The following is a 12,996-nucleotide window of genomic DNA, read 5'->3' on the forward strand; positions in this document are numbered from 1 at the left end:
GATCGTTTTCGATGTCGACGAAGCCACTGAGGTTTGCGCCGAGGGAGCTGTCCATCGAGCGCCGGAGCGACGGCACGCTCATATTGAGGTCGCCGCTTGAATTGGGGCCATGCGACTGGCGCGTCACCGACTTTCTCCCGCGCTGGGCAAACGCGGCTCCAGAGCGAATATTCCTCGCGCAACGCAATGCCAAGGGGGGATGGGACGAGATCAGCTATCGCCAGGCGTGGTCGCAGGTCCAGGCGGTCGGCCAAAGCCTGATCGACATGGGCGCAAAGCCGGCTGACAAGCTGGCGGTGCTTTCGGGCAACTCCATCGAGAACGCGGTGATCTCCTTTGCTGCGATGTCGATAGGCGTCATTCTGGCGCCGATATCGCCGAACTACACGCTGATGCCCGGCGGCCTTGCGCGCCTCAAGGACATCGCGCAGGTGCTGCGGCCGAACTTCGTTTTCGTTCAGAGCGGACGGGACTTTGCCGCAGCCCGCTCCATTCCCGAATTGGCAGACGCGGCCTGGATCAGCGTCGATGGCGCGCCGGAGACGACCCCCTTCCGCGTCCTGACGGATCGAACGGACTGCGACGGGTTCGCGCGTGCGTCGGGTGCAATACCCAGCGACGCCGTTGCAAAAATTCTCTTCACGTCCGGTTCGACCGGTCTGCCAAAAGGCGTTCTGAACACGCACCGCATGATGGCGAGCTCCCTGCAAATGGGAAGCCTGCTGGTGTCGCCTCCGGAGGCGCCGGTCCAGGTCGAGTGGCTGCCGTGGCACCATACGATGGGCAGCAACGTCATTCTTCACGGCATTCTCAAGAACGGCGGGACGCTCTACATCGATGACGGCCGGCCGCTGCCTCAGCTCTTTCACAAATCGGTGGCGAACCTCAAGGAGATCTCGCCGACGGCCATGTTCAACGTTCCTGCCGGTTATAATCTCTTGTGTGATGCCATCGAGAACGATGCCGCCCTCGGCGCGAGCATCTTCAAGCGGCTGGATCGATTGAGCTACGCGGGGGCTGCAATTTCGCAGGGCACGCTTGAAAGACTCTATCGGCTGACATCATCGATCACGGGCCGGCGGATTCCAGTGATGTCGGGCTACGGGACGACCGAAACCGCGCCGACAATCAGCACGACCCACTGGGCAACGGATCGGCCCGGGGAGATTGGTCTTCCCGCGCCGGGCGTGCAGCTGAAACTGATCCCTGTTTCCGATACGTACGAGGCCAGGGTAAAGGGTCCCAACGTCACCCCCGGTTACCTCGGGAGGGCCGATCTGACGGAGAAAGCCTTCGACGAGGAGGGTTTCTACCGCATCGGCGATACCGTGTCGTTTCTCGATCCCGAGAAGCCGGAGCTCGGTCTGCGTTTCACCGGCAGAATTTCCGAGAACTTCAAGCTCGCGAACGGTACCTGGGTTGCGATCGGGACTATGCGTGCCGCCATCCTGGCCGCAACGCGCGGCGTCTTGCTGGACGTCGTCGTTGCCGGAGAAAATCGTGAAGCCTGCGCGCTGCTGTGCTGGCTGAATCCGACCGAGGCTGCGCGGATTTCGAACGCGCCGGCTGCGGATTTGACCTGCGACCCCCGGGTGATCGAATTCCTGAGGCATCGTTTGCGGGAATATAATGAGGCCGTTGGAAGCAGCGAAAGAATCTGCTCATTCACCCTGCTGAAGGATCCGCCTTCATTGGCCGCGGGAGAAATCACCGACAAGGCCTATGTCAATCAACGTGCCGTGCTCAAACACCGGGCTGAACAGGCGGACCGTCTCCACTGCAACGAACCCGACGCAGCTGTGATTCGAGTCTGAGGATGCGTTCAGTGCGTGATGCCGGTGGCCGGCTCAAGCGGCGCTGCGGCGCGCCTTTGCCTTCGGCTTGTCAGGTGCCTCTATCGTCAGCGGGCTTTGGGCGCCTGGGCCTGGATGGGTATGAACCTCCTTGGCGAGGAGCGGCTCGCCGCATTCAGAGCATACCATGACCGGGTCGAAGTCCTTTCCGCACTTGCGATGCTGGTGTAGCAGCGGCCGGCCGCGCTCGTCGACCATGTGAGTGTCGCCCCAATGCACCAGCGCCATCATGATCGGATAGAGATCGAGGCCCTTTTGGGTCAGGATATATTCGTGACGCTTGGGCGCTTCCTGGTAGGGAATGCGGCGCAGGATGCCCAGCCGAACCAGCTTCTTCAGCCGTTCAGCAAGCAAATGGCGGGTGATTCCGAGCGCCGACTGAAATCCTTCGAAGCGCCGCGTACGCAGAAAGCATTCGCGCAGGATCAGAAGCGTCCAGCGGTCGCCGATCACGCCAATGGTCCGGGCCATCGAACACGGCTCTTCCTCGAGTTCCTTCCACTTCATCCGTACTCTCCAGTCGTCCCGGCATGGCCGCCTCGAATCGTCGCGGAGGCTGTTCCATTCCCTTGCATTCTAGATAGGTACTGAATTCCAAACAATACCCGATCACTAGGCCAAACCAGCATAAATCCGGCCAAATTTGACAGTTCAATTTTAGAACTGTAAAGACGAGATCAGGCAAGCCATGCGATTGGATCGCCGGTCTCAGATCATCCAATGCGCTCTGCGGGAGAAAGCGGTCATGACCCCCAAGGTTGAATTCCAGTTCGATTTCGGCAGCCCGAACGCCTATCTGGCGGAAGTCGCCATTCCCGGGATCGAGCGGCGGACCGGCGTGAAATTCGAGTACGTCCCGGTCCTGCTTGGCGGCATCTACAAGGCGACTGGCAACATGTCGCCGTTCGACTCGCTTCGCGGGATCAAGAACAAGCCGGAATACCAGGCGCTCGAGACCCAGCGGTTTATCCGGCGTCACAACATCACGAAATTTCGTCAGAACTCCTTCTTTCCAGTCAACACCTTGATGCTGATGCGCGGCGCCGTCGCGGCCCAGTTCGAGGGCGTGTTCGAACCCTATTTCCGCGCCGCCTATCATCACATGTGGGAAGAGCCCAAGAAGATGGACGATCCCGAAGTGTTCCGGAGCGCATTTGCTTCCTCGGGGATCGACATCGACAGGCTGGTCGCGCGTGCACAACAGGATGACGTCAAGAAGAAGCTGATCGACTCGACCAATGACGCCGTCAGCCGCGGTGCTTTCGGTTCGCCGACGTTCTTCGTCGGCAAGGAGATGTTTTTCGGCAAGGATCAGCTCCGGGACGTCGAGGAATCGATCGTCGAACAGAGCCGGCAGCCAGTTTCCAAAACCGGCTAGTTACCGACTTGCGGTCCGGGCGTGTTGTGGCGAAGGGGCTGGCGGGAAGCTAGAGTTTACCCTCAGCCCGTTGGCAGAAAAAAAAGATCCAGGGAGAGTGAAATGGCTGGTCCGCTTGGCGGCGTTCGTGTCCTCGATCTGACCGGCGTAGTGTCGGGCCCGTTTGCGACCATGTTTCTGGCAGATCAGGGCGCCGACGTGCTCAAGATCGAGCCGATCGGCGGCGATATCACCCGTCGCAGCCGAGCCACCATCGACAAGGACGGCGAGTTCTCCGCGCTGTTCATCTCGTCGAACCGCGGCAAGCGTTCGCTCTCGATCGACGTCAAGAGCCCGGCCGGCTGTGAGGTGCTGGCCAAACTGGTCGCGCAGGCCGATGTGCTGGTGCAGAACTTCCGGCCCGGCACCATGGAGCGCCTCGGCCTTGGCGTCGAAGAATTGCGCCGGCGCCATCCGCGCCTGATCTACGTCTCGATCAGCGGCGTCGGCGAGAGCGGACCGTATGTGAAGAAGCGCGTCTACGACCCGATCATTCAGGGCCTGTCGGGCTTTGCCGATATCCAGTCGCAGCCGGTCACCAATCGCCCGCAGATGATCCGCACCATCGTGTGCGACAAGACGACCGCCGTGTTTACCGCGCAGGCGGTGGCGGCGGCGCTCTACGCGCGTGAGAAGACCGGGCAGGGCGATCATATCCAGGTCGCGATGCTGGATGCCATGATCTCCTACCTCTGGCCGGAAGGCATGATGCAGTACACGGTGGTCGGAGCCGCGGCCGCCGCGGCCGATCCCAATGACCGGCCGGATCTCGTGTTCAAGACCAGCGACGGCTACATCACCGCCGGCACCATCTCCGATTCCGAATGGCAGGGCTTCTGTCGTGCGTCCGGCGATCCCGAGCTTGCCAAGGATACCCGGTTTGCGACCCCGTCAGCGCGTTCGGTCAACGCCACGGCGCGCATCAACAAGATGGCGGAATATATCGGCCAGCACACCACCGCCGAATGGCTGGAGCGTCTGGATGCTGCGGATGTCCCTTGCGCGCCTATCCTGCGGCGCGGCGAAATCATTCACAATGAACAGGTGGTGGCGCGCGGCATCATCGCGGAATTCGATCAGCCGAAGGTCGGCCGGGTGCGGCAGCCCAAGCCCGCAGCCCGCTTCGAGGTCAACCAGGCCGCAATCGGCGGACCGGCCCCTCGCGTCGGCGAGCACTCGCGCGAGGTGCTGCGCGAGCTGGGTTACGACGATGACGCGATCGACAGCATGGTCGCCGCGCGCACGTTGCGCGTCGCCGTGTAGGGCGAAGCGCTTCGCGCGACCGGCGATCGGCTCTCAGGCCTTGGCAGGCATCGGCGTAATCGGTGCCGTCGGAACATTCGCCGCAGCCGCGCGCTGGTAAGCCTCCCGACTTCGCATACGCTCGAGATAAGGCTGCGCATTGTCGCAAATGCCGACACCGTATGCGACCGCCCAGTCCAGGCACGTCGTCAGCAGGATATCGGCGCTGCTGAAGCGGTCGCCCATGAGGAACTGTCGGCCATCGGACAGCGCGACCTCCACATGGCGCAACTGTGCCCGAAAATATTCCGCGGCTTGAGCGACCACCTCCGGCGCGACGCCGTAGATCGGACCGAGCGCATCGGCGCTGTGACGGCGCATCACGTACAGGCTGGTGGAGTCGAGTTCGGTGACGATAAAGAAGCACCATTCCAGCCACGCGGCATAATCGCGGGTGGATTCCGGAATCAATGCACGCTCCGGCGTGGAGTACATGCGCGACAAATATGCGACGATCGCGGCACTTTCGCCGATGCGGAAGTCGCCGTCCTGCAGCAGCGGAATCTTCTGGCGCGGATTGAGCCTGGTATATTCGGCGGTCTTGGTCTCGCCGGTCCGCGGGCCGATCGGTTTGACCTTGTAGGCCAGACCCAGCTCGTGCATCGCCCAGTGTGGTCGAACGGTGCGGCTTGTCCCGACGCCCCACAAAGTGAGGTCTGGATTGTCGCTCATGTCACCATTTCTCTGCAGCGGGGCGAAGATCGAGTTCATGGGTCCAGCCGTCGCGGCTTTGCTGATGGGCAAACCAATACGCTTCGGCAATCGAGGAGGTCTTGGTCAGGCTGTCGGGAGGGATCTCGCTGGCCTCGATCCCCCTGGCCGCCTTCATGCGCTGATGAATGGCTTCGCTATCGACGCCGGCGTCGATAATGAGATGGACGACGTGAATGTTCTTGGGCCCGAGCTCGCGCGCCATGGCCTGGGCCAGCGCGCGAAGGCCGAATTTTGCCGATGAGAACGCGGCAAACCCCTTGCTGCCGCGGATGCTTGCGGTCGCACCGGTAAAAAAGATGGTGCCGCGCCCGCGCGGCAGCATGACGCGCGTGGCTTCGCGTCCGACCAGAAAACCGGCGTAGCAGGCTAGCTCCCAGGCCTTGAAGAAGAGCTTCTCCGTGGTCTCCAGCAGCGGCTTGTTGACGTTCGATCCGGCATTGAAAAGGCAGATCTCGATCGGGCCGATGTCGCGTTCGACGTCCGCGAACAGCTTCTGCACCTCCGCTTCCTGCCGGGCATCGACACTGAAGGCATGGATGCTGTGGCCTTTCCCCCTGAGCTCATCGACAAGCGCCTGGGATTTGGCCGCATCGCGTCTGCAGATGCAAACAGTGTAGCCGCCGCTTGCAAACCGCCGCGCAACGGCAGCGCCGATGGCATCACCCGCGCCGACCAGCATCGCGACTCCGCGACTTTCTCCCATGCTCGTCTCTCCCATAAGTTCTTATTTGATACGCTATGGGTATCGGCTGAAAGTCGCGTTGTAAACCGAGTTCTCGAGAGTCCAGGAATATGGCAGCGAAGTTGCCGTTTCCTGATCCGGCCGTGGCAGCAAAATAGCGATTGACGAGTTCTAAAAAAGAACGCATGTTCGCAGGGAGGCGCAACGTTGAAAAGCGTCGATGTTCTTCAGTCGGGAGGCGGTTGGTCGTGGCGAAACTGTCGCAAGCGCTTGGTCTTGATCAGACTGCAATCGGTTTGCCGAGCCGCATCGATCAATCAACTCGCCACCAGCCTACCAAAGCCCTGGAGCGCAAAGCCCTGGAGCGAACCACGCCGGTCGAGGACTGCGCCGCCGGCCATGGTACCCTCCGTCAGCGCGCTGGCGCGGTGAGAGCGGATGAGCGCATCGTCATCGGCCGCGAAAATTGCGGCCCACATTCCAGGTCCGACAGAACAGCTTCGCACACAGCGAGCCTAACCTAACCGGGAGAAGATCCTTGAAAAAGAGAAATGCAACCGTCGCCGTGATCGGCGCGGGCGATTTCATCGGCGGCGAGATCGCCAAGAAGTTCGCCTCCGAGGGCTTCACCGTCCTCGTCGGCCGCCGCAACGGCGACAAGCTGGCGCCGCTGGTCAAGGAGATCGAGGCCGCCGGCGGCGAGATCCAGGCGCGCTCGCTCGACGCGCGCAAAGAGGAGGAGATCATCTCCTTCCTGAATGACGCCGACAAGCACGCGCCTCTGGATGTCTGCATCTTCAACATTGGCGCCAACGTCAACTTCCCGATCCTCGACACGACCGAGCGCGTGTTCCGCAAGGTCTGGGAGATGGCCTGCTACTCCGGCTTTCTCGCTGGGCGCGAGGCGGCCCGGCTGATGCTGCCGCGCGGTCAGGGCAACATTTTCTTCACCGGCGCGACCGCGTCCTTGCGTGGCGGCAGCGGCTATGCGGCCTTTGCCAGCGCCAAATTCGGACTGCGCGCTGTGGCGCAGGCGATGGCGCGCGAACTCGGCCCGAAGAATATCCATGTCGCCCACCTCATTATCGATTCCGGCGTCGACACCGAATGGGTCCGGCAGCGGCGCCTGGAAGCGCTCGGCCCCAATGCGCTCGACGATCCGGATCTGCTGATGCCGCCGGCCTCGGTCGCGACGTCCTATTGGCAGCTCTATCAGCAGCCGAAGAGCGCCTGGACCTTCGAGATGGAAATCCGCCCCTTCGGTGAGAAGTGGTAGGACGCGCCCGATGGAACTCGCACTGTCTCCTGAAGACGCGGCCTTCCGTGATGAGGTGCGCGCCTTCATTGCCGAGAACTATCCGAAGGAAATGCGGGTCCCCAATCCGGAGACCGATCTGACCAAAGAGCAATCGTTGCTCTGGCACCGCATTCTCTACAAGAAGGGTTGGATCGCGCCGCTCTGGCCCAAGGAATATGGCGGACCCGGTTGGTCGATCACCCGGCGTTTCATCTTCGAGCAGGAAACCAGCCGGGCCGGGACGCTGCCGCCATTGGCGTTCAGCGTAACCATGGTGGGTCCCGTCATCTACAGCTTCGGCAACGACGCGCAGAAGCAGAAGTTCTTGCCGCGGATCCTCTCGGGCGAAGATTGGTGGTGTCAGGGCTATTCCGAGCCGGGCTCGGGCTCGGACCTCGCCACGGTCCGGACCAAGGCCGTGCGCGACGGCGACCACTACATCGTCAACGGCCACAAGACCTGGACGACGCTGGCGCAGCACGCCGACTGGATCTTCTGCCTGGTGCGCACCGATCCCTCGGCCAAGCCTCAGGCCGGCATCTCGTTCCTCCTCATCGACATGAAATCGCCCGGCGTCAGCGTGCGTCCGATCATCACGATCGACGGATCGCACGAGGTCAATGACGTTTTCCTCGAAGACGTCCGCGTGCCCGTCGAGAACCTGATCGGCGAGGAGAACAAGGGCTGGACCTACGCAAAATTCCTGCTCGGCAACGAGCGCACCAGCATGGCCGGGATCGGCCGGTCGACGCGCTATCTCGACCGGCTGAAGAAGATCGTGAAGGCGGAGATCCCTGCGGATGATCCGGCGCATCTCGAACTCAGCAAGGAGATCGGCCGGATCGAGCTCGACGTGCTTGCGCTCGAGGCCACCGAGCTGCGGGTCATTGCCCAGATGGCACGCGGCATCGATCCGGGTCCTGCGGCCTCGCTGTTCAAGATCCGCGGCACCGAGATCTTTCAGGGGATTACCGAGCTGACGCATCGTGCCATCGGCAATTATGGCCTCGCGCTTCGCGAGCAACCGTTGAGCGCAAACCAGTTCATGCCGGGTCCTGATTACATCCACACCGCGTCGGAAAAGTACCTGAACGCGCGCAAGCTCAGCATCTACGGCGGATCGAACGAGATCCAGCGCAACATCATAGCCAAAGCGGTGCTCGGTCTCTAGCAACAGCGCAACGAGAGGATCGGATGGATATCCAGTTCACGGAAGAGCAGGAACTGTTGCGCTCCAGCGTACAGCGCATGCTACGCGACCAGTACAGCTTCGAGACGCGCCGCAAGATCGTCGCCAGCGAAGACGGCTGGAGCCGCAGGCAGTGGGGCGCCTTTGCGGAGCTCGGCCTGCTCGGCGCGCCTTTCTCCGAGGAGAGCGGCGGACTCGGTGGCGGCCCGCTGTCCACCATGATCGTTGCCCAGGAGTTCGGCCGTCACCTTGTCGTGGAGCCGTATGTCGAGACGGTCGTGCTGGCTGGCGGCTTGATCGAGCATGCAGGGTCCAAAGAGCAGAAGCAGGCTTTCATTCCCGATATCATCGCCGGACAGAAGATCTGGGCGCTGGCCTGGACCGAAAAAGGCTCGCGCTTCGATCTCGCCAATGTCGCGACCACGGCGCGGCGCGAGGGCGACGACTACATGCTCAGTGGTGAGAAGACCGCCGTCATCGCCGCGCCCTGGGCGGACTATCTCATCGTCTCGGCGCGTACCGCCGGCAAGCGCGACGATCGCGGCGGGGTCAGCCTGTTCGTCGTTGATGCCCGGGCGGCCAATCTCGATCTGCGGAGCTTCAAGACCATCGACGGCCGCCGCGCCGCGGAAATCACATTCCGCGACGTTCGCGGCGAGTTGCTCGGCAGCGAGGGCGTCGCCCTGCTGGAAGCCTGCCGGGATCGGGCCATCGGCGCGCTGTGCGCCGAGGCGGTCGGCGCGATGGCCGAGTTGAACTCCGCGACGCTGGAATACTCCAAGGCCCGAAAGCAGTTCGGCGTCACCATCGGCAGCTTCCAGGTGCTGCAGCACCGGATGGTCGACATGTTCATCGCCCATCAGGAGGCGCTTTCCCTGATGCAGCATCTCAACCTCAGCCTCGGCGCCGGCGAGAGCGGTATCTCGCGTCTCGCCTCCGGCGCCAAGTCGAAAGTCGGCTATGCCGGCAAGTTCATCGCCGACCAGGCGGTGCAGCTCCACGGTGGCATGGGCATGACCGACGAATTGAATGTCGGCCATTACTTCAAGCGAATCTCCTCCATCAACATCCAGTTCGGCGATCCCGCTCACCACTTGCTGCGTTATGTGCAGCTCGACGCGGCTGCGTAGCAAAAGAGGCAAGCATGACGACAGAGGCAGTTATCGTTTCCACCGCGCGCACCGGCGTCGGCAAGGCCTATCGCGGTGCGCTGAACAACACCGAGGGGCCGACCATGGCCGGCCACGTGATGGCCGAAGCGGTCAGGCGCGCAGGCATCGAGCCCGGCGAGGTCGAGGACGTGGTGATGGGTTGCGCGATGCAACAGGGCACCATGGTGATGAACGTCGCCCGCAAGGGAGCGATTCGTGCCGGCCTGCCGGTCACCGTCGCCGGCACCACGATCGATCGGCAGTGTGCCTCCGGCCTGCAAGCGATAGCGGTCGCGGCACGCTCGATCATGCTGGATGGCGTCGAGGTCGCAATCGGAGGCGGTATCGAATCGATCAGCCTGGTGCAGAACGAGCACATGAACAGATTCCATGCGGTCGACGACGAGCTGATGGCGATGAAGCCGGAGATGTACATGCCGATGCTCGACACCGCCGAGATCGTCGCCGAGCGCTACAAGATCGGCCGCGACCGGCAGGACGAATACAGCCTCGAATGTCAGCGCCGCATCGGTGCCGCGGTGCAGGCTGGTCGCTTCAATGACGAGATCGTCCCGATCACGACCAGGATGGCTGTCGTCAACAAGGACACCAAGGAGATTACCTATCAGCAGGTGACGCTGTCGAAGGATGAAGGTCCGCGCCCCGAGACCACGGCGGAAGCACTCGCGAAGATCAAGCCGGTGTTCGAAGGCAAGACCATCACGGCGGGCAATGCCAGCCAGCTCTCCGACGGCGCATCGGCTTGCGTGATCATGAGCGACAAGATCGCCGCCAAGAAGGGCCTGAAGCCGCTCGGCATCTTCCGCGGCTTCGTCGCCGCCGGTGTCGAGCCGGACGAAATGGGCATCGGTCCGGTCGCGGCGATCCCGCGCCTTCTCAAGCGGCACGGACTGAAGATCGATGACATCGATCTCTGGGAGCTGAACGAAGCCTATGCTGTCCAGGTGATCTACTGCCGCGACAAGCTCGGCATCGATCCGGACAAACTGAACGTCAATGGCGGCTCGATCGCGATCGGCCATCCCTATGGCATGACCGGCAGCCGGCTTGCGGGGCACATCCTGATCGAGGGGCGGCGGCGCAAGGCGAAGTACGGCGTGGTGACTATGTGCATCGGCGGCGGCATGGGCGCGGCGGGCCTGTTCGAAATCGTCAACTGATCGGAAAGCGGAGAAGCGCACGTGAAGACAGCAATTACTGAACTGTTCGGCATCCAGCATCCGATCATCCAGGGCGGCATGCATTATGTCGGCTTCGCCGAGCTGGCAGCTGCGGTGTCGGACGCCGGCGGTCTCGGCATCATCACCGGCCTGACCCAGCGGACGCCGGAGTTGCTGGCGAAGGAAATCGCGCGCTGCCGCGACATGACCGACAAGCCGTTCGGTGTGAACCTGACCTTCCTGCCGAGCTTCACCGCGCCGCCCTATCCGGAATATATCGCCGCCATCAAGGAAGGCGGCGTCAAGGCGGTGGAGACCGCCGGCCGCAGCCCGGAAGCGTACATGCCGGCGCTGAAGGCGGCCGGCATCAAGGTGATCCACAAATGCACCTCGGTGCGGCATTCGCTGAAAGCCGAGCGGATCGGTTGCGACGCCGTCAGCGTCGACGGTTTCGAATGCGGCGGCCATCCCGGCGAGGACGATATTCCGAACATGATCCTGCTGCCGCGCGCGGCGGATGAACTGAAGATTCCGTTCGTGGCCTCGGGAGGCATGGCGGATGCGCGCAGCCTCGTTGCCGCGCTGTCGATGGGCGCCGCCGGCATGAACATGGGCACCCGCTTCGTCGCAACCAAGGAAGCCCCCGTTCATGCCAACGTGAAGCAGGCCCTGGTCAAAGCCACCGAACTCGACACCGTGCTGGTGATGCGCGCGCTGCGCAACACCGAGCGCGTGCTGAAGAACAAGGGTGTCGATCACCTGCTCGAAGTCGAGCGGGAGAAGGGGGCGAGCCTCAAGATCGAGGACATCCATGAGCAGGTCGCGGGCGTCTACCCCAGGGTGATGGTCGACGGCGAGATGGACGCCGGCGCCTGGAGCTGCGGCATGGTGGTCGGGCTGATCAACGATATCCCGACGGTGAAGGAGCTGATCGACCGCATCATGATGGAAGCCGAGCAGATCATCCGGCAGCGGCTGACCGGATTCCTCGACGGTACGGTCTCGACTGTGGCCACGCGCGCCGTTGCCTGACGAAGACCAGTGCGAGCGAATGCCTTAGAGTAAGCTGAGTTTTGGTTATATCGATGCAGGCGCGGCATTCGTCACCTCTCCCGAAGGGAGAGGTCGGATCGCATCGCAAGATGCGATTCAGGTGAGGGGTTACAGGCTCACTGAGCGCTGCGGCCCCTCACCCGGATTGCACTGGACGATGCTTCGCATCGCCAGGCGCAATCCGACCTCTCCTCGCTGGGGAGAGGTGAACCGCGCCGTTCCCTATCCCTCGTACTGCTCCGGCCCCATCGCCCATGATGTCTGATCGTGGCCGAATGCGTAATTGCGGTTGGTGAGCGCCGGATTGCGATTGACCATCGGCCGCATGAACATCGGGTGCGTCGCACTGCGCACTTCGTGCTCGAGCGTGAACAGCGGCCTGCCGCTGCCGAGATCGACGATGTCGCAAAACCGGTACTGGTATTGGTTGTCCTCGCGGGAGATCAGGTTGCGCGCCTTTAGCCTGCGGTAGGGACCTGAGAAATCGGTGATGTACATTTGCACATGGTGCCCGTCATAGTCGCGCTGGGGCCGATCGGTCTCGCGGAACAAGAGGTGCTGGTCGCGGCCCGTCTTCACTGCCGCAACCGTGCCATCGCCATTCCACAATTCGGCCGGCATGCCCATGATCTCCGGATAAAACGCGCAAATTCCAGGCGCCGTACCAACCGGCACCTCGAATTCGACATAGGGGATGCCGAGCGCGATGCGTCCGAAACGCGCCGCGTCCGGCTCATAGCAGCGCAGGCGGTTGCCCCACGGACAGGTCGCCTCGACATAGCCGTTGTGCTCGGCGAATGCGAACGCCGTGCCCTCGAGCTTGCTTGCGACCGACGCCAGCCGCTGTAGCAGCGCCTCGCGGCCTTTGATGACCAGCCCGATATGACCGCGCAGCACCTGCGGCCTGCCGCTCGGCAGGTGAAACTGGCTCCGTCCGGCATTGATCCACATGTTGGTGTCGGACACCATCAGATAGGGATCGCGGGTGAGTCCAAGTCCCGTGACGTAGAATAAGCTTGCCAGGCGCTGATCCGGAACCTGGATGTTGACATGCTCGAAATGAATCGCGTTGCCGAGATCTTCTTTGGATCGGTCGAATTGTTGCGGCATGGATGCGGCTCTGGGTAGGGATGACGGATAGGTTACACTAGAGCAGA

13 protein-coding genes are annotated in these 12,996 nt (G+C 62.5%); 8 read left to right on the forward strand and 5 right to left on the reverse strand.

Translation table 11 applies throughout. The annotated features are described in order from the left end of the window. The first annotated feature begins 11 nt into the window (after nt 1-11). Nucleotides 12-1,814 (forward strand): AMP-binding protein, encoded by a 1,803-nt coding sequence (locus GWG65_RS16945; RefSeq protein ID WP_275196698.1) that lies wholly within the window; start codon nt 12-14, stop codon nt 1,812-1,814. Between the two features lie 33 nt (nt 1,815-1,847). On the opposite strand, the gene GWG65_RS16950 is transcribed toward GWG65_RS16945, so the two are convergent. Further along, complete coding sequence (locus GWG65_RS16950) at nt 1,848-2,360, reverse strand: helix-turn-helix domain-containing protein (RefSeq protein WP_275196699.1); 513 nt, start codon at nt 2,358-2,360, stop codon at nt 1,848-1,850. A 238-nt stretch (nt 2,361-2,598) separates the two neighbouring features. Between GWG65_RS16950 and GWG65_RS16955 the strand changes: the two genes are divergently transcribed. Then, on the forward strand, nt 2,599-3,231 hold the full coding sequence (locus GWG65_RS16955; protein ID WP_275196700.1) for a 2-hydroxychromene-2-carboxylate isomerase: 633 nt from the start codon (nt 2,599-2,601) through the stop codon (nt 3,229-3,231). Between the two features lie 102 nt (nt 3,232-3,333). Next, nucleotides 3,334-4,533: a CaiB/BaiF CoA-transferase family protein gene (locus tag GWG65_RS16960; protein ID WP_275196701.1), complete on the forward strand. Its 1,200-nt coding sequence runs from the start codon at nt 3,334-3,336 to the stop codon at nt 4,531-4,533. A 33-nt stretch (nt 4,534-4,566) separates the two neighbouring features. Here GWG65_RS16960 and GWG65_RS16965 read toward each other — a convergent pair whose 3' ends face one another. The 3 genes from GWG65_RS16965 to GWG65_RS16975 all read right to left on the reverse strand — a co-directional run bounded on the left by GWG65_RS16965 (nt 4,567) and on the right by GWG65_RS16975 (nt 6,447). Further along, nucleotides 4,567-5,244 carry a glutathione S-transferase family protein gene (locus tag GWG65_RS16965; RefSeq protein WP_275196730.1) on the reverse strand — a complete coding sequence of 226 codons (678 nt, stop codon included), beginning with the start codon at nt 5,242-5,244 and terminating at the stop codon, nt 4,567-4,569. 1 nt (nt 5,245) lies between these two features. Next, the gene (locus tag GWG65_RS16970; RefSeq protein ID WP_275196702.1) at nt 5,246-5,989 is read right to left on the reverse strand and encodes an SDR family NAD(P)-dependent oxidoreductase; all 744 of its coding nucleotides are present in this window, start codon (nt 5,987-5,989) and stop codon (nt 5,246-5,248) included. Between the two features lie 296 nt (nt 5,990-6,285). Continuing rightward, a complete protein-coding gene (locus GWG65_RS16975) occupies nt 6,286-6,447 on the reverse strand; it encodes a hypothetical protein (RefSeq protein WP_275196703.1) in 162 nt (53 codons plus the stop codon). A 59-nt stretch (nt 6,448-6,506) separates the two neighbouring features. On the opposite strand from GWG65_RS16975, the gene GWG65_RS16980 reads away from it, so the two are divergent. Genes GWG65_RS16980 through GWG65_RS17000 form a run of 5 tightly spaced genes read left to right on the forward strand, consistent with a single transcriptional unit; the run spans nt 6,507 to nt 11,818 of the window. Further along, nucleotides 6,507-7,244, forward strand: a complete 738-nt coding sequence (locus GWG65_RS16980) for an SDR family oxidoreductase (RefSeq protein WP_275196704.1) — start codon at nt 6,507-6,509, stop codon at nt 7,242-7,244. A 10-nt stretch (nt 7,245-7,254) separates the two neighbouring features. Next, nucleotides 7,255-8,436 carry an acyl-CoA dehydrogenase family protein gene (locus GWG65_RS16985; RefSeq protein ID WP_275196705.1) on the forward strand — a complete coding sequence of 394 codons (1,182 nt, stop codon included), beginning with the start codon at nt 7,255-7,257 and terminating at the stop codon, nt 8,434-8,436. Nucleotides 8,437-8,459: 23 nt separating this feature from the next. Beyond that, on the forward strand, nt 8,460-9,584 hold the full coding sequence (locus GWG65_RS16990; RefSeq protein WP_275196706.1) for an acyl-CoA dehydrogenase family protein: 1,125 nt from the start codon (nt 8,460-8,462) through the stop codon (nt 9,582-9,584). 14 nt (nt 9,585-9,598) lie between these two features. Continuing rightward, a complete protein-coding gene (locus GWG65_RS16995) occupies nt 9,599-10,786 on the forward strand; it encodes an acetyl-CoA C-acyltransferase (protein WP_275196707.1) in 1,188 nt (395 codons plus the stop codon). A 21-nt stretch (nt 10,787-10,807) separates the two neighbouring features. Further along, entirely contained in the window at nt 10,808-11,818 is a 1,011-nt protein-coding gene (locus GWG65_RS17000) for a nitronate monooxygenase family protein (RefSeq protein WP_275196708.1), read from the forward strand. 243 nt (nt 11,819-12,061) lie between these two features. Here GWG65_RS17000 and GWG65_RS17005 read toward each other — a convergent pair whose 3' ends face one another. Continuing rightward, nucleotides 12,062-12,949 (reverse strand): hypothetical protein, encoded by an 888-nt coding sequence (locus GWG65_RS17005; protein WP_275196709.1) that lies wholly within the window; start codon nt 12,947-12,949, stop codon nt 12,062-12,064. Nucleotides 12,950-12,996 lie beyond the last annotated feature (47 nt).

The sequence above is a fragment of the Bradyrhizobium sp. CSA207 genome (genome assembly GCF_029051685.1).
Lineage (GTDB): Bacteria > Pseudomonadota > Alphaproteobacteria > Rhizobiales > Xanthobacteraceae > Bradyrhizobium.

Coding starts and splice junctions, on each gene's coding strand:
- GWG65_RS16945 (WP_275196698.1), top strand. CDS start 12: ATGTCGACGAAGCCACTGAGGTTTGCGCCGAGGGAGCTGTCCATCGAG.
- GWG65_RS16950 (WP_275196699.1), bottom strand. CDS start 2,360: ATGAAGTGGAAGGAACTCGAGGAAGAGCCGTGTTCGATGGCCCGGACC.
- GWG65_RS16955 (WP_275196700.1), top strand. CDS start 2,599: ATGACCCCCAAGGTTGAATTCCAGTTCGATTTCGGCAGCCCGAACGCC.
- GWG65_RS16960 (WP_275196701.1), top strand. CDS start 3,334: ATGGCTGGTCCGCTTGGCGGCGTTCGTGTCCTCGATCTGACCGGCGTA.
- GWG65_RS16965 (WP_275196730.1), bottom strand. CDS start 5,244: ATGAGCGACAATCCAGACCTCACTTTGTGGGGCGTCGGGACAAGCCGC.
- GWG65_RS16970 (WP_275196702.1), bottom strand. CDS start 5,989: ATGGGAGAAAGTCGCGGAGTCGCGATGCTGGTCGGCGCGGGTGATGCC.
- GWG65_RS16975 (WP_275196703.1), bottom strand. CDS start 6,447: ATGTGGGCCGCAATTTTCGCGGCCGATGACGATGCGCTCATCCGCTCT.
- GWG65_RS16985 (WP_275196705.1), top strand. CDS start 7,255: ATGGAACTCGCACTGTCTCCTGAAGACGCGGCCTTCCGTGATGAGGTG.
- GWG65_RS16990 (WP_275196706.1), top strand. CDS start 8,460: ATGGATATCCAGTTCACGGAAGAGCAGGAACTGTTGCGCTCCAGCGTA.
- GWG65_RS16995 (WP_275196707.1), top strand. CDS start 9,599: ATGACGACAGAGGCAGTTATCGTTTCCACCGCGCGCACCGGCGTCGGC.
- GWG65_RS17005 (WP_275196709.1), bottom strand. CDS start 12,949: ATGCCGCAACAATTCGACCGATCCAAAGAAGATCTCGGCAACGCGATT.